Genomic DNA, 18,867 nt, shown 5'->3' on the forward strand with positions numbered 1-18,867 from the left:
TGTGACGCTCCTTACCCTCCGCGCGAGGAAGGAGTTCCAAGCGCCGGTAGCCGAGCGTCACCTCGAAGCAGAAGTTGCCCATTGCGTTGGGGGCGTGATTTCGCCCGTGCTGGCGAATCTGTATCTCCACTACGCGTTCGATCTGTGGCTGGCTCGGGAGTTCCCGCAGGTCACCTTCGAACGGTACTGCGATGATGCGGTGATTCACTGCGGCAGTGAGAGGCAGGCCCGCCACGTGCGGGACGCTCTCACGCAGCGATTGGCGCAGGTCGGTTTGGAATTGCATCCGGACAAGACGCGCATCGTCTATTGCAAGGACGCTGATCGGCGAGGCTCGTACGAGCACACGGCGTTCACGTTTCTTGGATACACGTTCCGACCCAGACTGGCCAAGAACCGGTACGGGAAGCACTTTGTGAGCTTCCTGCCCGCGGTCAGCAAGGCGGCGATCAAGGCGATGGGCAAGGTAATGCGTTCCTGGCGCATCGCCCAACGCAGTGAGGTCTTCTCGGCAACGTGACAGTTGCGGAGTGTGACGGGGTGCGGGTGCCCGCTCGCGGCCTAGTTCTGCGGTGCCAGGGTGCGCAGGACGTCGAACTCGTTGCCCTCGGGGTCTGCCATGACCACCCAGTTTCGGTCTGAGCCCTGGCCCACATCAGTCTTGGTGGCGCCGAGGCCGAGCAATCTGGTCACCTCGTCCTCGGTGCTACCGTCGATCGGGCTGACGTCGAGGTGAAGCCGGTTCTTCACGGTCTTGCCCTCGGGCACCTGGATGAACAGCAGGGTGGGCGGCATCTGGCGGGCCCGAACATCCTCGACGGTCGGCACCCAGGAGCCGATCTCGACCTTGCCCTCGCTCCGGTCGATCACCTTGAAGTCCAGGACCTCGCACCAAAAGGCCGCGAGCCTCTCCGGATCGTGGCAGTCAACGGCCAACTCGGTGAACCTACTTGTCATGACTCTCCCAGATAGTGCGGACAGGGCTCAGAGTATGCCGCCCGTCCGACAGATCCGAGATCTTCCTGACTAGGGTGCGTTTCAGAAGTGGATCTCGATGTGTCAAGATCCACTTCATGGGGAGGCATGATCTGACGAATGCACAGTGGGCGAAGCTGGAGCCGCTGCTCCCGGTCGGAAGCAAGCCTGGACGGCCGCCGGTCCGCACCAAGCGACAGTTGATAGACGGCATACGCTGGCGCACTCGCGCCGGTGCTCCCTGGCGGGACGTGCCTGAGCGGTATGGCCCGTGGGAGACGGTGTACGGACTGTTCCGGCGTTGGCAGCGGGACGGCACCTGGCATCGCATCTTCGAGCAACTGCAGGCCCGGGCCGACGCCGAGGGGTTGATCACCTGGGACGTCTCGGTGGACTCGACTATCGCCCGTGCCCACCAGCATGCGGCGGGTGCCCGCAAAAAGGGGATCTGCAGGTCGAGCCGCCGGGTGGCGTCTTCACCGAGCCTGACGACCATGGGCTCGGACGTTCCCGGGGCGGCCTGACGACCAAGCTCCACCTGGCGGTCGAGCAGGCGCAGAAGCCGATGTCACTGGTGATCACGGCCGGGCAGCGCGGTGACTCCCCGCAGTTCCAGGTGGTCCTGGACCGTATCCGGGTGCCCAGGCTCGGGCCGGGCCGGCCTCGCACCCGGCCGGACAAGGTTCGTGCCGACAAGGCGTACGGCTCCCGCGCGAACCGCGCCTACCTGCGCAAGCGCGGTATCCGCTGCACGATCCCGGAGAAGCGTGACCAGATCGCCAACCGCAAGAAACGCGGCCCTCACGGCGGTCGGCCGCCGAAGTTCGACAAGGCCGACTACAAAGAGCGCCACGCGGTGGAGTGCGGAATCAACCGCCTCAAGCGGCACCGCGCGGTCGCCACGAGATACGACAAGCTCGCCGTCCGCTACGAAGCGACCGTTCTGGTCGCAGCTATCAACGAGTGGCTGTGACCAGCATCCTCATGCTCGTCCTGGTGGCTTTCACTGGTCTTCGGTGTCGAATGCCTGGGCCACGGCGAGGCTGTCCTCGTAGATATGGTGCCGGGTGACCAAGCCGTCTTCGAAGGTGAGGTGCATAGCAAACCGCGCGCGATACGCACGTCCGGTGGACCGAGCGGTCTGGCGAATCTCGCCGATCACGACTGCGTCGTTTCCGTCGATGAGGATGCGCTCAACCTCAGTCGCCACCTGCTCCGGCACGTGGTGCTCGGCAAGTTCGCGATAGTGGGCGGCCGCGTCGGCCCGGGTGGACCGATGACGGATCCAGGGCGTGGCAGTACGACCGTGCTCGGCCTCCGGCCAGTTCAGCTTCCAATCGCCCCGCTCGGCGTACAGCTCGGCGATGCGCTCGGGGTCGCCCTCACCAATCCTGCGCAGTAACTCCTCAACCGCGGTCCGTGTGTTCGTAGATGTGGCTACGCACATGATTGGCCCCTCCGTATGGTCCGCGTCCTGCTCACGCGGCGAGATCACCAACCTAGCCCGCACAGTCCGGGCGAGACGATTACCTCCTGAGTAAGGCAACGCATCATAAAGATCCACTTTCGAAACGCACCCTAGGGACATCAGACGGGCTTGACCCGGCATCAGATACGCGAGAAGCCCGTGGTAGGAACAGGTCTGCGGAGAACAGGTTCCGGGGTCCGAGAGGCTTCACGCGTTGACCAGTGTCACCTACACCGGCGTGCTCGATGTCAGCCGGGCCACTGCTGAGGCCCTCGCGAAGCTGCTGCTCGAACACCGTGAGCGTCTCGGGACCCGCAAGGGCACCCGCGCCCTGGGTCCGTTCAAACAGAGCGTGTTGATCCTGCGCTGGTTCCTGGACGGTGCCCGGCTGACTCAACTTGCCCGCGACAACCGGATCTCCGTCCCGACGGCCTACCGCTACCTCCACGAAGGGCTGACCGTGCTCGCCGACCAAGCCCCGGACCTGTCCACCGCACTGGAGCGCGCGGCCGCAGCCGGCTTTACACACCTCAACCTCGACGGCACCGTCATCCGTACCGATCGCGTCGCCGCCCCCGGCCCGAACAAGGCCGACCTGTGGTGGTCGGGCAAGCACAAGCACCACGGCGGCAACGTCCAGGTCATTTCCGCACCCGACGGCTGGCCGCTCTGGGTCTCGCCGGTCCGGCCCGGCCGCGAGCACGACACCACCTGCGCCCGTACCCACGGCCTGATCGCCGCCCTGAACCGGCTCGCCGACACCCTCGACATCCCCACCCTGACCGACCTCGGCTACCAGAACGCCGGGGCCGGCCTCCGCCACCCGGTCAAAAAGCCCAAGGGCGGCGAACTCACCGATGACGCCAAGGCGTTCAACTCCGTCATCCGAGGCGTCCACGGCGTGGCCGAACGCGCCAACGCCCTGCTCAAGGTGACCTTCAAGGCTCTGCGCAGGGTCAGCCTCGACCCCAAGGCGATCACCCGGATCACCCGCGCTGCCCTCGTCCTGCTCCAGATGGAACACGGCCGCACCATCTGAACGAAGATCACGAACCGTCACGAGACGTTACCGAGAAGGGCTCAGTGACAAGTCGCTGATGGACCTTGCGCGGATGTTCAACAACATCGTGCAGGGATGGATCAACTATTACGGGCGATTCTACAAGTCCATGTTGTATCCCCTCCTCCGGCGCATCAACAGAATGTTGGTGGGCTGGGCCTGCCAGAAGTACAAACGACTGCGCCGCCGGGAGAAACGCGCGGGAGAACTACTGGCAGGCGCGGCCCGCCGGTTTCCCAACATGTTCGCCCACTGGCGGTTCGGCCTCAAGCCTGACGGCTGGGCAATGGGAGCCGTGTGAGCCGAGAGGCTCCCGCACGGTTCTGCGAGCGGCGGCGGGTGCGATTCCCGCCGCCGACTCTCCTGGTGGCGATGTGCCACAGCCGTGAGCAGGCCGAGGAGGTCAAGCAGCGGCTCGCCGCCTGGCTGGAACCCAGAGGGCTCGCCTTCAACGAGGACAAGACGCGCATCGTGCGCCTCACCGAGGGCTTCTGCTTCCTGGGCTTCCACGTCCGGCTGTATCGCAACCGGAAACTGCTGATCAAACCCAGCAAGGCGTCCGTGAAACGGATCCGGAAACGGCTCGCCGCCGAGATGTGGGACCTGCGCGGGTCCAATGCCGAGGCGGTGATCAGGACCCTCAACCCGATCATCCGGGGCTGGTCCGCCTACTTCCGGATCGGGGTGTCCAGCAGGGTCTTCAGCTCGCTGGACTTCTACGTGTGGCAGCTCGCCTACAAGTGGGCCAAGCACGAACACGCGAACAAGCCAAAGGACTGGATCGTGCACCGCTACTTCGGAGAGTTCAACCCCCGCCGGGGTGACCGGTGGGTCTTCGGAGACCGCGGCAGCGGACGGTTCCTCACCAAGTTCGCGTGGACGAAGATCGTCCGGCACCAGCTCGTCAAGTTCGGGGCGTCTCCGGATGACCCGGCACTGACCGAGTACTGGGCCCGGCGGCGGCGCAAGGACGTGATCCCGCTGATCGACAAGGCCGACTGGCACCTGCTCAACCGCCAGAACGGCCGCTGTCCGCTCTGCGGGGCTCTTCTGCTGCACGCTGACCATCCGCCGTCCGGCCCCATCGCGTGGGAGCAGTGGCTGCGGGCGACCCGCAAAGCGATCAGCCGCAAGGCGATCGTCATCACCGGGCCGGGCACACCGGACGCCCCACCCGCCCAACTCCTGCACGCCCACTGCCGACAACGGCTTGTCACCGCCACCGGCAAGGGGCCCAGCCTTCTGCCCGCCCGTGAGCCATAGGGCCTGCTTGAGCCGTGTGCGGGGCCAACCCGCCCGCACGGTTCTCAGGGGGCGGCGGCGCGGCAACGCGCCGCCGCTACCCGACAGGCCGTCCGTGTCACCGGCCTGCGCCGTACCCGCTACCGCGATCTACCCGCGACCCGCCTCGGCCACGTCTTCGCCGCCACCGCACTCAACCTCATCCGCATCAACCGATGGCTGACCGGCACCCCACTCGGCGGCACCCGCACCTCCCACCTCGAAGCCCTGATGCTCGCGGCCTGACCACCCGAATCACGCATTCCTCAGCAGAGTCCTGAAGGGCGGAGCACTGGCCAAGATCAGAGGTAGAGGAAGTCGAGTGAGACGTCGGCGCTCTGCGCCAGGCCGCGGAAGGTGATGGCCTCGCCGCGGCGGATCATCTCCCGTAGCCTCTTCTCGGCGCGAGCCTGTGCGGCGGCGCTCTTGCGGGCGGCGGCCTGGCGGAGGTTGTCGGGGTTGCGGCGCATGCCGGTCACCTCCCGTCCCGGGTGCGGGTGATCGCGTCGGTGCGGGCCTCAACACCGGCTCCGCGGACGGCCTGGGGCGGCTCGTCGGCGAGCCGGGTTGCTTCGAGTTTGACGATGATGCGGCCGAGGACGTCCTGTTCCTGTCGGCGCCCGGGTCGCCGGGCATCGACCCGAGCGGCAAGTTCGTACCGGAGGGTGCGGCGGGCACTGCCGCTGTGGTCACCGCCTCCTGGAACATCCTCCGCCAGGAGGACCGCCGTCAGGCCGCCTCCCACATGCGGCACCTCGTGGACGCGTCCGTCGACCGCGGCCAGTGGCTCAGCCCGACCGTGATCCGCATCTGGGCGAGGTATGCCAGCCCGTGGCCGCAGGCTGTCCACCTCGCAGCCATCACCCCGACCCTTCGTTCCGTCGACCAGCTCCGCTATAGCACCGCGGCGCCGGCGCCCTCGCTCCCCTCGGCCACCCCACAGACAGTGACCCGCCGGGCCGCCAAGACACCGGGCGTCATCTGGCCGCTGTGGGAGGAACGCCTGAGTCCGGTGCCGCACGTCCGGCAGCACCTGGGAGCCGCACTCTCGGTCAGCCTGATGGTGGTGAACAGCCGCACTCCAGTGGCAGCTGAACTCGGCGGCCCTGCAACGTCGCCCGCGTCGCCGACTGGATCGACACCGCACCCAGAACACGACGCCGGGCCACGCACTTCCGCACTCTGTGCTCAGCCACCGCATGATCTGCCCGACATCACCAGCAGAGTCGCGTCGTCGGGTTTCGCGTCGAGGGCGCGATGCACGAAGAGAGGGCGCCGTGTCCCGGCGGCGCGGGTAAAAGCCCGTCCGTAGGGAAAGATGACAAGGCGCGGTCTTTACCCGTGCTGTAGCGGGCTGGAGGGAAGTTCTCGTGAGACGAACGCCTGCAAACGCAGGCACCGAGATTGCAGGGTGGGCCATCCCAGGGGACGGCGGGCAATGGTCTGCCCCCCTGCAGTGCACAACCCGGGACCTCTCGCTGCTCAACCCCGGCCTTCCCCACGTAGAGCCGCACGTCACGGCGTGGGCGCAGAAAGTGGGGCTGCTGTCTGCGGAAGCGGCTGAGCAGGCCCGCAGGGAGCGTCATATTGCCTTCGCCGGACGGGTCTGGCCATGGGCACCCCCGGAGCGGCTGGCAGAGCTGTCTCGCTTGGCCCTGTGGATGTTCGTCGTCGATGACCGCAGTGACGCCCGCGGGGACGATTCCGGAGCGGTCGACACAGAGCTGCAAGCCATGATGCGCATCGTCACCTGCGCACAGGACGTTGTGCCCGAAAATGCGCCGGGGACCGTACGCGTACTGGCAGAGGTCGTGCCCCGATTGGCCGATCAGATGAGCCCCGCATGGAGCGATCGCTTCCGCCGGCATCTGGCGGAATGGATACGCACCAACCAGGACATGATCCGGCGCCGGGTGGAACGCAGCGTACCCACGCCTCATGCCTACGTCGCCTGGCGCCGGGTCTCCGGAGCGGTCGGCTGGTGCTTCGACCTCACCGAATACGCACAGGACGCGGAACTCACCGAGCTGGTGTGGTCCTCGCCGGCCTGCCGACAGCTGCGGGATACCGCCGCCGACATCATCTGCTGGACCAACGACCTGTACTCCCTCGGCAAAGAACTACGCACCGGCGAAACCAGCAACCTCGTCGTGATACTGCAGCACCATCACCACTTGACGCTGCAGGACGCTGTCAACGAGGTGCACCGCCGGCTCTCCCTGCGAATCATCGAATTGCCTGCCGCAATAGTCAGTCTGCAGACCACCGCCCTCGCCATGAACCTGACGGTGCAGGAACAGGCCGCAGTTGACCGGTACGTGGACGGGATCCGCGCATGGGCTCGTGGATTTCTCGAATACAGCCAGGAATCGGCACGGTACGCCGAGGCCTCCGTTCCCCCAGCAACGGCGGGGCTGCGGTTGTGAGCCAGGACTACTTTGGAACGGGCGACCGATCGATGTCCGCCCGACCGGCTCGGGAAGCGTCCTGAGCGCACCGGCAGCAGGACCGCCCCCGGTCCTGCTGCCGGCCCTTCACCGGCTGGCGGTACGCCCCGGAGAACCCCGAGGCCGACGCCGGGTTCGACGACTCGTCCTGGCGGCTCTGCGACCTCACCACGTCCCACAGGTGGCGCGCGAAGAGCACCCTCCTGGGCCCACGACGCGTTCAAGTCGGCCCGTGGGCTGACCGCGGCCGGACTCGACGGCGACGCCACCGTACTTGCCTGGCGCATCCAGGGCGGGACCGGGGACGAAGTCGTCCGCGGACCGCTCAACGCCGGTGGATGTACTAAGAACCGGGCCGGGTGGTATCTGCCCGGCTTCCCCGACACCAGTGGCAGCCCGTCGACCTGCCGTGGGACTGGACCCGCCAGGGGGTCGCCTGGTACCCCACGACGTTCCGTCTCGACCCGGACGACAAGGAAAACGGCCGTCGGAGCCGTGGACATGCCCCCGACGGTCCCGCACGCCGTTCTCCCAGGTCAACCCACGAATACGCCGATCATGTGTGTCTGCCTACCGATGAAGTCGGGAGACCTCGGCGACGATGGGCCGTGAAGCCGAACCCCACGCCGGCGTTGCGAGATCCCACCGCACGATCAACCGCATCCAATCCCCCAACATCTCTGCCGTGTATATGCGTGTTTCGCTAGGCTCCCCAGCATGCTGGCAGAGCAGGGAGAATAGAGTGTCGGAACGTCACCGCACCGAGAGGACCACCGTCGTGGACGGACGCGATCGGGTGGGTAAGCCCCTGTACGAGCGCCAAAACGAGGTGGTCGCTGCTCGGAATGCGGTGGAGGGGATCTGCGCAGGCGGCGGGGACCGCGAAGGCAAGCAGGGTGGGCTGCTGTTCTTCAGCGCTGCCGCCGGGCTGGGCAAGACGACCGTGCTGGCCGAGGTCCGGCGCATCGCCACTGCCCGCGGCTGCACTGTACTGTCTGCCCGAGGCGGCGAGCAGGAGCATACCGTCCCCTTCCATGTCGTACGCCAGCTGCTGCAGCCCATCCTCGCTTCCTGCACCGAGGCCGAGCGTCGCGAGATATTCGGCGGGTGGTACGAGATCGCCGGCCCGGCCGTTGGTCTGTTCGCTCAGCAGACCGGTACCGCCGCCCCGGACCCGCAGGGCGTCCGGGACGGTCTGGACTGGGTCGTCACCCAGCTGGCCGTGCGACGGGCACCGATAGTGATCGTTCTCGACGACGCCCACTGGGGTGATCTGGAGTCACTCGCCTGGCTCGCCGCGTTCGCGGTGAGAGCGCAGGAACTTCCCGTGCTGGTGGTCCTCGGCTACCGCCCGGACGAAGTGCCCACCGAGGCCGCGACGTTCCGCGAACTGATCGACGGCCGCAGCGGACGCCCGATCCCCCTGCACGTTCTCAGCCCGGAGGCAGTGGGCGAACTGGTGCGAAGTTCGCTCGGAGCGGAAGCCGACGACCTCTTCTGCCGCGAGTGTTGGGCGGTCACCGGCGGTAACCCCTACGAGGCCGTCGAGCTCATCGCCAAGGTCCAGGACCGCAGCCTCGCCCCGAACGCGGAGTCGGCCTCCCTGCTGCGCGAACTCGCTGCGAGCGCACGCGGCGCCGGACTGGTCAAACGGCTGGAGAGGCTCGGCCACGCCTCTGTCCGGGTTGCCTGGGCCGCCGCGGTGCTCGGCACCGAGATCTCCCCGGAGCTGGCCGCAGCAGTGGCCGGACTGCCACCGGCCGAGGCCCAGGACGCCGTGGACCGGCTGCGCGTCGCCCGTATTCTCACCGGCAGCCGGACACTCGAGTTCATCCATCCACTCGTCGCCACCGCTGTGTACCAGGCCATCCCGCCGACCACCCGCACCGCGCTGCACGGTCAGGCCGCCTGGGCGGTGGCCGACGCGGGCCTGGGCGTCACAGCCGCCGCTCGGCATCTGCTCGAGACCCATCCCGAGGACGACCCACACACCGTCCTTCAACTGCGCGCTGCCGCGCGCGAGAATCTCCGTCTTGGCGCGCCCGACGCGGCTCGACGCTGTCTGGAACGTGCGCTGCGCGAACCGCCGGCGCCCGAGGATCGCGCGGGCGTGCTCTACGAACTCGGCTGCTCTGCCCTGCTCACTGCCCCGGCCGTCACCGTCAATCACCTCACGGCAGCCCTGGAGCAGCCCTTCCTGGACCCCGCGCTCAGGGAGGACGCCACCTTCCGGCTGGCTCAGGCATTCGCCCACAACGACCAGCCCGCCAGAGCGGCCGCCGTCGCGGGCGCCGAGGCAGCACAGGCAAAGTCCGCTCGAGCACGGCTGCGCCTGCAGGCAGCGCATTATCTATGGCTGGCCTTCGACGCGCACGAGGCGCAGGCGTCCGAGCGCTCCCGTCGGCTCGTACGGCTTGCCGAGCACGTGCCCGGAAAGGACATCGAGGAGCGGGCCCTGCTGTGCGTTCGAACCTGGGACGCGATGTTGCGCGGGGAGCCGACCGCGAACACGCTGGCCATCGCTGCACGTGCCCTGGGACTGAGGTACACCGACCCGGACTGGGGTTTCGAACTCCCGAGCCTGACCGCGCTCAGCTACATGTACGCCGACGAGTGCGACCGCGCGGAAGAACTGTTCAGTTCGGCCATCGCAGAGTGCGAACAGGTCGGGTGGAGTGGTGCCCACCTCTCTTTCGGCTTCACTCTCCTCGGCCTGGTCTGGTTCCGGCGCGGGATGCTCGTCGAAGCCGAGGACTGCGCGCGTGAGGGAGTGCGCCTGGCCGAGCGGGTGGGCCCCCGGGTGCCCGCCCAATGGTATGCCGTCGGACTGTTGCTGGACGTCCTGCTGTCCCGGGGCCGCGTCGAGGAGGCGCTTCGCGTCGCCGAGACGTACGACTTCGCGCCCCCCTACCCGAACGCGGTGGCCTTCCCCGACTCCCAAACCGTCTACGGACGACTGCTTCTCGCCCGTGGTCTGCGCGAGGAGGCCGTGGCACAACTCACCGCGGCCGGGAAACGGCTGGAAGCCAAGGGCATCCTCAACCCGACCTGGTGTCCCTGGGCGGGATACCTCGCCATCGCCATCGCTGAGGAGGACCCCCAGCGCGCCCGCGCCCTCGCAGCGGAGATGCTGCGTCGGGCAGAGCGATATGGCACGCCCACCGCCATCGGTGAGGCGCTGTGCTTCGGCGCGGCGGTGGACGAGGACGGGCAGGCGCTGCCCCAGCGAGAGCGCGCGGTGAAGGTACTGAGCCGGTCCCCCAATCGGCACGCGTACGCTGAGGCGCTGATTGACCTCGGCGCGGAGCTCAGGCGCGACGGCCGCACCGACAGGGTAGCCGAGCTGCTGTTCGAGGGTATCGAGCTGGCGGACCGATGTGGTGCCGACCATCTCGCTGAGCGAGGCCGTGCGGAGATGGCCAAGGCTGGGCTGCGGCTGCATCGGCAACGCACTTTGGCGCAGCGTCGGGTGAGCGCCGCAGAGCAGGGCTGACCCCGACCGAGGCAACGGGGTCGGCCCCCTGAATGGGGCCTGTGTGATGTCGTGATCAATCTTGCAGATCCGGATCCGCCTGGAAGGCGGATCCGGTGGGAAGACGATCGCGACGCGCAGGCAACTCACCGACGAACAGTGGAAGTTGATCGAGCCGTTCCTGCCGATAGCTGAGTACGGCCCGTACCCCGAGCGGCTGCGGGATCAGTTTGAGGGGTGATCCGGCGGTTCAGGACAGGCGCGCAGTGGCGTGAGATGCCGGCCGTGCTTCACAGGCGGCACCCGCCGCCCGGGACGGTGACGATCACCGGCGGGTTGCCGAGCTTGGCACACAGCTTACTCATCGTGACCTTGACGACGGTGGTGAGCGGGTCGGTGTTGGCGTCCCACGCCTTCTCCAGGAGCTCCTCGGCGCTGACCACCGTGCCCCGCGCCCGCATCAGCACCTTCAGCACCTCCAGCACGGCGTACTCCTTGAGGGACAGCGGCAGGTAGCGCCCGTCACGGTGGGTCTGTCGGAGCCCGGTGTCCAGTGTGATCCCGGCGCGTTCCAGCACTGGCGGCAGCGGCGGACCCGCCCGTCGGCGCCGACGATTCGCGCGGATTTACACCCCCCTCGGAACCCAGGACTGAAGTTCCACCCTGGAGCTGGACAGCCTGATACTGGGACGACAGGTTCCGGAGGAAGCAGATCCAGGTAGTGAGCAAGAAGAGCAATACGAGCAAGCGGTACACGGCCGAGTTCAAGCGGGACGCGGTCGGGCTGGTCCGCTCCTCCGGGCGGACGGTGACGGAGGTGGCCCGTGAGCTCGGGGTGAGCTCCGAAGGGCTGCGGGGCTGGGTGAAGCAGGCCGCGATCGACCGGGGCGAGGGGCCGGCCGGGGTGTTGACCACCGCGGAGCGTGAGGAACTGGTCCGGCTGCGACGCAAGGTCCGCGAGCAGGAACAGACGATCGAGGTGCTGGGAAAAGCGACCGCCTTCTTCGCGCGGCAGAAGACGAAGTAGCCGCGCGCTACCGGTTCATCGACGCGGAGAAGGCATCCGAGGACAATCCCGGCGGCTACGGCGTGAGTCTGCTGTGCCGGGCGTTGAAGGTGGCGCGATCGGCGTATTACGTCTGGCTTGCCGCGCGGCCCGCCGCCGAGGTGCGCCAGGCGGCCGAGGACGAGCTCGCCGGGGAGATCCGGCAGATCCACGCCGATTCCCGTGGGGCTTACGGGGCCCCGCGGGTGACCGCGAAACTGCGACGCGGGGGCAGGCGGATCAATCGGAAGAAGGTCGAGCGGATCATGCGCGAGCGCGACATCCGCGGGATCACCCGCCGCAAGCGCCGCAGCCTGACCAAGGCCGACACCAAGGCGGCCCCGTCGCCGGACCTGGTCGGGAGGGACTTCACCGCCGCCGAGCCCGGCACGAAACTGGTCTCGGACATCACATATCTGCCCACACTCGCCGGCTGGTGGTATCTGGCGACGGTCATCGATCTGGCGACCCGCGAGGTGATCGGGTACGCGATGGCCGACCACCATCGCGCCGAACTTGTTGTCGGCGCCCTGAAGATGGCCGCCGGCCGCGGCGCCCTGAGGGAGGACTGCATCGCACACTCGGATCGCGGATCGGAGTACACGTCGAGTGAATACCGCAAGCTGATACGGGAGTTGAAGCTGAGCCAGAGCATGGGACGAACCGGGTCATGTTACGATAACGCCGCGGCTGAAAGCTTTTTCGGTTTGCTGAAAGCGGAGATCGGGACCACCGTCTGGGAGTCCCACGAGGCTGCTCGCGCGGACGTCTTCCGCTTTATCGAGGTCGAATACAACCGAACCCGTCTGCGCAAGCATCCGGTCTACGGCTACGTCACCCCGATCGAGACCAGGGCCCTGGCGGCCCAAGATCTCACCCACGCAGCGTAAACATTCGCTGTCCATGATCGTGGGGGAACTTCAGGACCCCCTCTACCGGCGCTTCTGTCTCTACCGCGAACGAGACTTCCGTGAGGCGCCGGGCCAAGTTCGACTCGTGGACGACACTGAGATCACAATCAAGCTCACCTCCGACGAAGCCCTCGTCTCGGACTGGCTGGAGCGCGTTCAGATGACCGACCTCAGCCGTCTGGTCGACGACCCAGCCGCATGGGTTCCGATCCACGAGCGTTCCGGTCGTGTGGGCGGAGAAGGCGGGGCGGTCCACGCAGATGGTCATCGTGCCCGGACAAGTCCTGGCGCTTGCCCGCTCGGATCCTCAAGACGGTCGGCCAGACCGCGACGGGCAGGCCGTGCCCGCCGGCATTGGTCACCGTCCGGCCTGGACGAACCCTGCCCTGCGCGGTCACGTTCGTCGGACAGTCACCGTTCATGCGACCCCCTGGAACCTACGACAGGCCACATGTCAAGCAGCGACTTGCCGACACTTCCCAGCGCCCCACCGCCACAGCGGGTGAGTAGACGTCAGAAGATCACCTGCAAGGGCTAATGGTCTTTCAATCTCCCACGCTCTAATTGAATTTGACGGCCAGTCAGATCTCTTTCGAAGTGGCGTAGAGGAGTTCTGCATACCCGATCAGCCCCACAAACCAGGGCTCCCGATTTGCTCGACATGACAGCAATAGGGGGTGTTAGTACGTTCAATCGCACCGGCTGTCACAGCGGGACTGTCTCTGAGGTCCAAGAAGGAGAACAAACGACATGATCATGACCCGTTCCCACGCGATCGCCACGGCCGTCGCGACCGCCGCAGTACTGACCGCGACCGGCATCACCTACGCCACCGCCGTCCCCGCCCCCCAGGCCCAGGCCCAGGCCCAGGTGGCCACGGACACCATCCCCGCCCAGACACTCATGGGCGGGGAAGGCGGCAACAACGGCAAGGGCAACGAAGGCAACGAGCGCCGGGGCAACGAGCGCGGAGGCAACGAGCGCGAGGGCAGGCGCCATTACGAGGGCCGGATCCACATCAACGAGCGCGAATACTCCGGCCGCCCCGACGGCTGCATCACCGTCGTCAGCGGCCTGGGCGCCAAGAGCTTCAACATCCGCAACGAAAGCCGCAACGAAGTCGAGGTCTTCCGCGGAGCCGTGTGCGACAACGGCGCCCCCATCGCCACCGTCGGCCCCCGCAGCTCCGCCAACAACGTCCGCCCGGGCAAGGACGAGGACGAGAACTTCGAGAAGGGCGAGGACCACGGGAAGAAGCACCACGAGGAGATGAATGGCGGTGTGAAGGTCAAGAACGGAGTCATCGCCAGCTTCCGCGTCGTCAAGCGCCACCACGGTGAGAGGGGCGAGGGCGGCGAGGGCGGCGACTTCGGCGACTACTAAACCCAGCAACCGCCTGATACGCATGCCGCAGAACCCCGGCCCGCCGTAATCGGGCCGGGGCCCTCCGGCCAGGCACACAACACAGAATCCCGGCCCGCCGTAATCGGGCCGGGATTCCCGTCCGGCCCCCGACCCAACGATATCCCTACTCGGAACATCCAGCCCGGGACCGCAAAGGCGCACAGAAGCGTCGACGAGGACGGTGCACAGCCGAACCGGCATGCAACCGATCCACTCACAGCACCTCAGCAAACCCGGACTCGTCGCCCTCGACATCACCACAGCCGACGAAGTAACCACCCACGCAGTCATAACCCCGCGATCGGGGATGTACTGCTGGAACGGTCGCGGCAGCGTGCGACACCGGTGCTCATCGATGTGCTCTGCCGCTACCCACCCGCGACAAGCGACAGCAGTCGTGTCGCCCGGCTGATGAGCACTCTGGATCATTCCCTGCGCCAGACGGCTGACCGGCCGCCAGGGCACACCGCAGCGAGTGGCGCCGATGTGCGCAGGAGGGAGTGCACGTCATAATCCTCCCGAAGGTCCGCGACCCTCGCTTCGTGGCGATCCGCCGTCGTGGGACTCTCACTGATGCGGATCACCGTCTCCTCGCTCTATGGGCTGCCTCGTGTGCAGAGCACGTCCTTGGCCTCTTCGAGTCGGCCCGGCCCGGGGACCCGCGACCGCGCCAGGCGATCGAGCATGCCCGGGCCTGAGTACGTGGCGAGGTCAAGATGATGCAGGCGCGCACGGCGGGCGGCCATGCGATGGGGGCAGCCAGAGACCTGCATGGGGCAGCTTTGCATGCCGTGTCCCGGTGGCGGCGGCAAGGTCCGGGGCGAGTGCCGCGAGAATCGCGACGGCCTCCGCCAGGTAGCGGTAGACCGTGACGATGCCGACGCCTGCCGCGAGCTGGGTGTAGGTGTGTCCGCAGTGCAGATGGGCCAGCACGAGTAGGGCCTGCCGGTCCGCCGGAAGCCGGCGCCACCGTGTGCCGCGTTCGCGACGTCGGGCGCTCAGCAGGCCGGACAGGAACCGAAGGGTGGAACTGGACAGGTCGAGCCCTGATGGGTAGACAAGCACACGACGCTCCGGGCGGACAGGTCGATCCGGGTCGAGACCCCCATCTACCGGGAGCTTCACCTCTTCCCACACTCGGCTCGGCACCAACTCGGCCCGCTGGCCATCAGGTCGGAAACGACTCACTGTACCGACCCCTTGAGAAAGGGCTTCGCTGAAAATCGCGTGTACCGCGGCGCTCACCTTCACCGTCGTTGGCCCAGCGGTCGAAATGGCCGGCCCTTGAGCACCCGCCGGCGGATCATTGCCGTCTGGGCGGGGCTGTGCCTGGTCGGCATCGCCGCCACCGCCGCCCTCAATGCCGAGCCGTACACGGACAAGCGGGATTCCCCCGCCCAGGAGCCGACACCGACAGGCCCATACGCCGTCGACTGCCGGGAGATCGCCGACAACATCGAACAAGCCCGCGCCGAGGCCAAGCGCGAGCAGCAGGAAGCGCTCAACCCGTCCGCGACCCCCGCGTACCAGAGCACAGTGAGGGACGTGGCGGTGACGGAGGAGTGCGCGGACGAACTCGAAGACCGCGGTGCGCACTGAGGGCATCGCCGAGCAGTTCCGCCAGCACCCAGCCGTGAAAGCCGAAGTCGACGACGGCTACCGGGGTCTCGCGAACGAGTTCCCCAGCCAGGTCTCGGCCCCGCCCCGCAAACCGAAGGGCCTCGACGACGACACCGCGCCGCTGACCGAACGGTACAGCTGGCGTGAGCACAAACGCCGCCAGTCCTCCCGAAGCATCTGCGTCGAACACGCCAACGCCGAACACCGCCAGTGGCGCCCGCTCCAGCGGTACACCCAACGCCGCGAGACCTATAGCGAAACCCATCGTGCCATCGCCGCCCTGGTCTCCGACCGCGCCGCCAAACGCACCACCCGCCGTCGGCCGGGCACCGAGCTCGTGCACGTCCGCACGACCACCTGCTGAACCACCCTTCAGCCAAACCCCCAGGCCAGCACGTCCCAGCTTCAATCGCGGGATAGCCCGTAAGACGGCGCTCCCCCGCCCGCCGCGGACCGGCGGGCCCCATGCCGGATCCCCGAGCGTGCGGCGAAGCGCCCGAGCAAGGCACAGCAACAAAGACGCCCCGGCCCTACCTGCACGGCTATGCGACGAACAGCCAGAGCGAGGCGGTGGATGTCAGCGAGCAGGGAGGCGACCCGTCCAACATGACCGACACCGCGACCGGCCCGGACCACTTCATCACCGGCCTGTTCCAGGGCCGCCTGCCTGCCCGCCGCACAGCTGAACGAGATGTGCACACTGCCCAAGGACGACACGGGCAAGCCGGCCCCGTTCGCCGACGGGACCAACTGCGACAAAATGGCCCGCTTCGGCGCCGGTCTGATATCCACCCAGCTACCCAACGCCACCGTGCTCCAAGGCAAGACCGGCCACGACGACGGCCACGCCAACGGCATGTCCGCCACCCGCGACCTGCCCTTTTGCGGCGTCCACTCGAATCCCGACATGAGCTTCACCTCCGGCCCCCCGACCCCCTGTCCACACGCCTGCCGGCGGCCACCCCTCACGGGTCACCGAACAGACCTGAGCGCCAGGAACGCGAGCAACCACAGCCCGGAACCGAAAACAACCGGCCGGGCACGCCGGGCCGAGACGGGCAGCTCCGGCACGAAGCCGGGCACGCACCTCGAAACGCGGTTCCGGATGGCTCCTTCCTCCTCGGATTTCTCCGCCATGCCGGTCAGCGCCTGCGCGTCGAACTCGGTGTCGACGGCCCTGGACCGACACTGTGCTCGTCGTGGACCTTCCTGGAAATCTTCATCGAGCAGCACTCCAACAGAACCAGCACGGTAGGACGTTTCCGGGACTACAGCGCCGCGAGATTACCGACCAGGTCGTCGAGCCCGAACGAGCCCTGGGAAAGAGCCTTCATGTGCCAGGCCTTGAGGTCGAAGGCAGCACCATGGCGGCGCTTCGCCGCCGCACGGCCCTGGAGCCAGGCGCGTTCGCCGAGCTTGTAGCCGATGGCCTGGCCCGGCCAGCCGAGGTAGCGGTCGATCTCGCCGCTACGACGAGCAGCCGGGCTGCCGTTGTAGGTGGCCATGAACTCCGTGGCGAGCGCCGGGGTCCAGCGCTCACCAGGATGAAAACCCGAGTCGGCGGGAATGGCGAGTTCGAGATGCATACCGATGTCGACGATCACCCGGATGGTCCGCAGCATCTGCCCGTCCAGGAAGCCGAGACGGCGCCCGGGTTCAAAGAAGAAGCCCAGGTCGTCCATGAAACGCTCGGCATACAGGGCCCAGCCCTCGATGTTCGCGCTGACCATGCCCTCGGTGACCTGGTAGCGGCTGAGCCGGTCGGCGACCGCGACCCACTGAGCGAGCTGGAGATGGTGGCCGGGGACGCCTTCGTGGTACCAGATACTGACGAGCTGCCAGGTCGGAAAGGTGTCCTGGCCAAGGGTCGGCAGATAGGTGCGTCCGGGGCGGCTGAAGTCGAGGCTCGGGCCCTGGTAGTAGGGCCCGGAGGCGCTGCCCGCGGGCGCAATCCGGGACTCGACCTTGCGGATCGGGCCGGAAAGATCGAAATGGCTGCCGTCGAGAGCAGCGCTCGCCTCGTCCATCAGCTGCTGCAACCAGTCGCGGACGGCCTCCTCCCCCTTGACCGCGTGGCCGTGCTCATCCAGGTGGTGCATGGCCTCAAGAAGAGTAGAGCCGGGCAGGACGCGCTCGGCCTCGACGCGCATCTCGGCGAGCGTCCGGTGGAACTCGTCCCAGGCCCAGGCATAAGCCTCGTCCAGATCAAGCTCGGCACCGGTGTTGTAACGGGCAGCACGCAGATAGCGCTCCCGGCCGACGGCATCCGGGGTGTCCGCCGTAGCGGGAACGTAGGTATCACGCAACCAGTCGCGGAACTCGGAAACGGCGGTGGTGGCCTGGCGGGCGGCGGCGTCCAGCTCGGGGCGCAGCCGCTCGGTACCGTCCGCGACGAAGTCGGCGAACCAGCCCGCACCGCTGCCCGCATGCTGTCCGCCAGCCTCCCCGGTCCAGTCGCCGAGCTGGCCGATCACCCCGGCGGCCTGCCGGGGAGCAGCGAGCAGGCCACGCGAGATCCCCTCGGTAAGGGTGGCCCGGTAACCATCCAGCGCGCCGGGAACGTTACGCAGCCGCCCCGCCACCGCTGCCCAGTCCTCATCGGTGGTGGTGGGCATGAAAGCGAAGATCGTCCGTACCTGGTCGACATGCGCACCCACCGTGCGCAACTGCCGGAAATTCTCACCAGAGTCATGCATCGCGAGCTCCGCCGTAAGACGTTCCCGCAGCAGCCGGGCACAGGCCTGCTCAGCGGGGTCGTCCGATATAGGAGCGGCACCAAGCGCGGCCAGACTACGGCGAGCGAACTCGGCGTGAGCCTCGAAGCCATCCGGCGAGAGGTCCGGTTGCCGGTCGTCACCTCGGTTCAGACCCAGCCACGCGGAGACCACCGGATTATGTGCGGCCACCCGGTCGAGATAGCCGTCAGCAATACTGCGCGGAGTGATCAATACATCTGCCATACAACCATCCTGACCCACACCAACAACCCCAACCCCCACAACACCCAAATCCACAAAGGCCACGCCGGGCAGAGGCGGTGGTCGGCAAGCATCTCCCGGCTGCAGTCGCGCCCCAGCTCATGTGGTCATGGGAGGCGAGCGGCTGGATCGTCAACGCTTTCGCGGCGGTCCGGGAAAGGAACCAGATCTGCGGCCTGGGTCCGCTGACCTGTCCCCGTGCTGGA

The 18,867-nt window shown here is 67.4% G+C and carries 19 protein-coding genes and 4 pseudogenes; 15 read left to right on the plus strand and 8 right to left on the minus strand.

Translation table 11 applies throughout. The features are described 5' to 3' along the window. Window positions 1-94 precede the first annotated feature (94 nt). On the plus strand, window positions 95-520 hold the full coding sequence (locus OG306_RS01985; RefSeq protein ID WP_371665074.1) for a reverse transcriptase domain-containing protein: 426 nt from the start codon (window positions 95-97) through the stop codon (window positions 518-520). Window positions 521-561: 41 nt separating this feature from the next. Here OG306_RS01985 and OG306_RS01990 read toward each other — a convergent pair whose 3' ends face one another. Further along, window positions 562-957, minus strand: coding sequence for a VOC family protein (locus tag OG306_RS01990; RefSeq protein ID WP_266360597.1), 396 nt, complete (start codon window positions 955-957; stop codon window positions 562-564). A gap of 116 nt (window positions 958-1,073) precedes the next feature. On the opposite strand from OG306_RS01990, the gene OG306_RS01995 reads away from it, so the two are divergent. Then, a protein-coding gene (locus tag OG306_RS01995; RefSeq protein WP_371665075.1) for an IS5 family transposase occupies window positions 1,074-1,948 on the plus strand; the annotation gives its coding sequence in 2 pieces (ribosomal slippage) (window positions 1,074-1,455 and window positions 1,455-1,948; 876 coding nt in all). Between the two features lie 30 nt (window positions 1,949-1,978). Here OG306_RS01995 and OG306_RS02000 read toward each other — a convergent pair. Beyond that, window positions 1,979-2,422, minus strand: coding sequence for a nuclear transport factor 2 family protein (locus OG306_RS02000; RefSeq protein WP_266750573.1), 444 nt, complete (start codon window positions 2,420-2,422; stop codon window positions 1,979-1,981). A gap of 235 nt (window positions 2,423-2,657) precedes the next feature. Between OG306_RS02000 and OG306_RS02005 the strand changes: the two genes are divergently transcribed. From OG306_RS02005 to OG306_RS02015, 3 genes are read left to right on the plus strand one after another with little or no spacing between them, the layout of a single operon-like run. Beyond that, window positions 2,658-3,482, plus strand: a complete 825-nt coding sequence (locus OG306_RS02005; protein ID WP_266750574.1) for an HARBI1 family protein — start codon at window positions 2,658-2,660, stop codon at window positions 3,480-3,482. Continuing rightward, the gene (locus OG306_RS02010; protein ID WP_371666203.1) at window positions 3,439-3,804 is read left to right on the plus strand and encodes a group II intron maturase-specific domain-containing protein; all 366 of its coding nucleotides are present in this window, start codon (window positions 3,439-3,441) and stop codon (window positions 3,802-3,804) included. Before OG306_RS02005 ends, OG306_RS02010 begins: the two co-directional genes overlap by 44 nt. Further along, window positions 3,801-4,766, plus strand: a complete 966-nt coding sequence (locus OG306_RS02015) for a group II intron maturase-specific domain-containing protein (protein WP_371665076.1) — start codon at window positions 3,801-3,803, stop codon at window positions 4,764-4,766. Before OG306_RS02010 ends, OG306_RS02015 begins: the two co-directional genes overlap by 4 nt. Before the next feature lie 320 nt (window positions 4,767-5,086). On the opposite strand, the gene OG306_RS02020 is transcribed toward OG306_RS02015, so the two are convergent. After that, the gene (locus OG306_RS02020; protein ID WP_266744341.1) at window positions 5,087-5,254 is read right to left on the minus strand and encodes a hypothetical protein; all 168 of its coding nucleotides are present in this window, start codon (window positions 5,252-5,254) and stop codon (window positions 5,087-5,089) included. 5 nt (window positions 5,255-5,259) lie between these two features. Then, window positions 5,260-5,529, minus strand: a complete 270-nt coding sequence (locus OG306_RS02025; RefSeq protein ID WP_266744342.1) for a hypothetical protein — start codon at window positions 5,527-5,529, stop codon at window positions 5,260-5,262. A 790-nt stretch (window positions 5,530-6,319) separates the two neighbouring features. Here OG306_RS02025 and OG306_RS02030 point away from each other — a divergent pair. The 3 genes and pseudogenes from OG306_RS02030 to OG306_RS02040 form a co-directional block, all read left to right on the plus strand. Beyond that, a complete protein-coding gene (locus tag OG306_RS02030) occupies window positions 6,320-7,210 on the plus strand; it encodes a terpene synthase family protein (RefSeq protein WP_266744343.1) in 891 nt (296 codons plus the stop codon). Between the two features lie 763 nt (window positions 7,211-7,973). Beyond that, a complete protein-coding gene (locus tag OG306_RS02035) occupies window positions 7,974-10,724 on the plus strand; it encodes an ATP-binding protein (protein WP_371665077.1) in 2,751 nt (916 codons plus the stop codon). A gap of 106 nt (window positions 10,725-10,830) precedes the next feature. Then, window positions 10,831-10,988 (plus strand): annotated as a pseudogene (locus tag OG306_RS02040) (transposase); the annotation flags it as partial. Between the two features lie 5 nt (window positions 10,989-10,993). Here OG306_RS02040 and OG306_RS02045 read toward each other — a convergent pair. Further along, a pseudogene (locus OG306_RS02045) lies at window positions 10,994-11,308 on the minus strand (winged helix-turn-helix domain-containing protein); the annotation flags it as partial. A 116-nt stretch (window positions 11,309-11,424) separates the two neighbouring features. Between OG306_RS02045 and OG306_RS02050 the strand changes: the two are divergent. The 5 genes and pseudogenes from OG306_RS02050 to OG306_RS02070 form a co-directional block, all read left to right on the plus strand. Continuing rightward, window positions 11,425-11,730: a transposase gene (locus OG306_RS02050; RefSeq protein WP_266744336.1), complete on the plus strand. Its 306-nt coding sequence runs from the start codon at window positions 11,425-11,427 to the stop codon at window positions 11,728-11,730. Window positions 11,731-11,747: 17 nt separating this feature from the next. Further along, on the plus strand, window positions 11,748-12,638 hold the full coding sequence (locus tag OG306_RS02055; protein ID WP_266752043.1) for an IS3 family transposase: 891 nt from the start codon (window positions 11,748-11,750) through the stop codon (window positions 12,636-12,638). 771 nt (window positions 12,639-13,409) lie between these two features. After that, on the plus strand, window positions 13,410-14,042 hold the full coding sequence (locus OG306_RS02060; protein WP_266744345.1) for a hypothetical protein: 633 nt from the start codon (window positions 13,410-13,412) through the stop codon (window positions 14,040-14,042). A 220-nt stretch (window positions 14,043-14,262) separates the two neighbouring features. Next, window positions 14,263-14,475: a DUF6207 family protein gene (locus OG306_RS02065; protein WP_353962442.1), complete on the plus strand. Its 213-nt coding sequence runs from the start codon at window positions 14,263-14,265 to the stop codon at window positions 14,473-14,475. Between the two features lie 97 nt (window positions 14,476-14,572). After that, window positions 14,573-14,854, plus strand: a pseudogene (locus tag OG306_RS02070) (putative immunity protein); the annotation flags it as partial. Here the strand turns inward: OG306_RS02070 and OG306_RS02075 are convergent. Further along, window positions 14,844-15,128, minus strand: a pseudogene (locus tag OG306_RS02075) (transposase family protein); the annotation flags it as partial. The pseudogenes OG306_RS02070 and OG306_RS02075 sit on opposite strands and share 11 nt — an antisense overlap. Before the next feature lie 219 nt (window positions 15,129-15,347). Between OG306_RS02075 and OG306_RS02080 the strand changes: the two are divergent. Together OG306_RS02080 and OG306_RS02085 are read left to right on the plus strand one after the other, a co-directional pair. Continuing rightward, a complete protein-coding gene (locus OG306_RS02080) occupies window positions 15,348-15,662 on the plus strand; it encodes a hypothetical protein (protein ID WP_266744346.1) in 315 nt (104 codons plus the stop codon). Next, window positions 15,652-16,047: a transposase gene (locus OG306_RS02085; RefSeq protein WP_266744347.1), complete on the plus strand. Its 396-nt coding sequence runs from the start codon at window positions 15,652-15,654 to the stop codon at window positions 16,045-16,047. Before OG306_RS02080 ends, OG306_RS02085 begins: the two co-directional genes overlap by 11 nt. A 608-nt stretch (window positions 16,048-16,655) precedes the next feature. On the opposite strand, the gene OG306_RS02090 is transcribed toward OG306_RS02085, so the two are convergent. Beyond that, window positions 16,656-16,916, minus strand: coding sequence for a hypothetical protein (locus OG306_RS02090; protein ID WP_371665078.1), 261 nt, complete (start codon window positions 16,914-16,916; stop codon window positions 16,656-16,658). A gap of 35 nt (window positions 16,917-16,951) precedes the next feature. Continuing rightward, window positions 16,952-18,643 (minus strand): DUF885 domain-containing protein, encoded by a 1,692-nt coding sequence (locus tag OG306_RS02095; RefSeq protein ID WP_266752045.1) that lies wholly within the window; start codon window positions 18,641-18,643, stop codon window positions 16,952-16,954. Window positions 18,644-18,867 lie beyond the last annotated feature (224 nt).

It is taken from the genome of Streptomyces sp. NBC_01241 (assembly GCF_041435435.1).
Taxonomy (GTDB): Bacteria; Actinomycetota; Actinomycetes; order Streptomycetales; family Streptomycetaceae; genus Streptomyces.

What these genes read in the sequence shown, in the direction of transcription:
- OG306_RS02060 (WP_266744345.1), top strand. Translation starts at nt 13,410, where the DNA reads ATGATCATGACCCGTTCCCACGCGATCGCCACGGCCGTCGCGACCGCC.
- OG306_RS02020 (WP_266744341.1), bottom strand. Translation starts at nt 5,254, where the DNA reads ATGCGCCGCAACCCCGACAACCTCCGCCAGGCCGCCGCCCGCAAGAGC.
- OG306_RS01990 (WP_266360597.1), bottom strand. Translation starts at nt 957, where the DNA reads ATGACAAGTAGGTTCACCGAGTTGGCCGTTGACTGCCACGATCCGGAG.
- OG306_RS02000 (WP_266750573.1), bottom strand. Translation starts at nt 2,422, where the DNA reads ATGTGCGTAGCCACATCTACGAACACACGGACCGCGGTTGAGGAGTTA.
- OG306_RS02095 (WP_266752045.1), bottom strand. Translation starts at nt 18,643, where the DNA reads ATGGCAGATGTATTGATCACTCCGCGCAGTATTGCTGACGGCTATCTC.
- OG306_RS02065 (WP_353962442.1), top strand. Translation starts at nt 14,263, where the DNA reads ATGCAACCGATCCACTCACAGCACCTCAGCAAACCCGGACTCGTCGCC.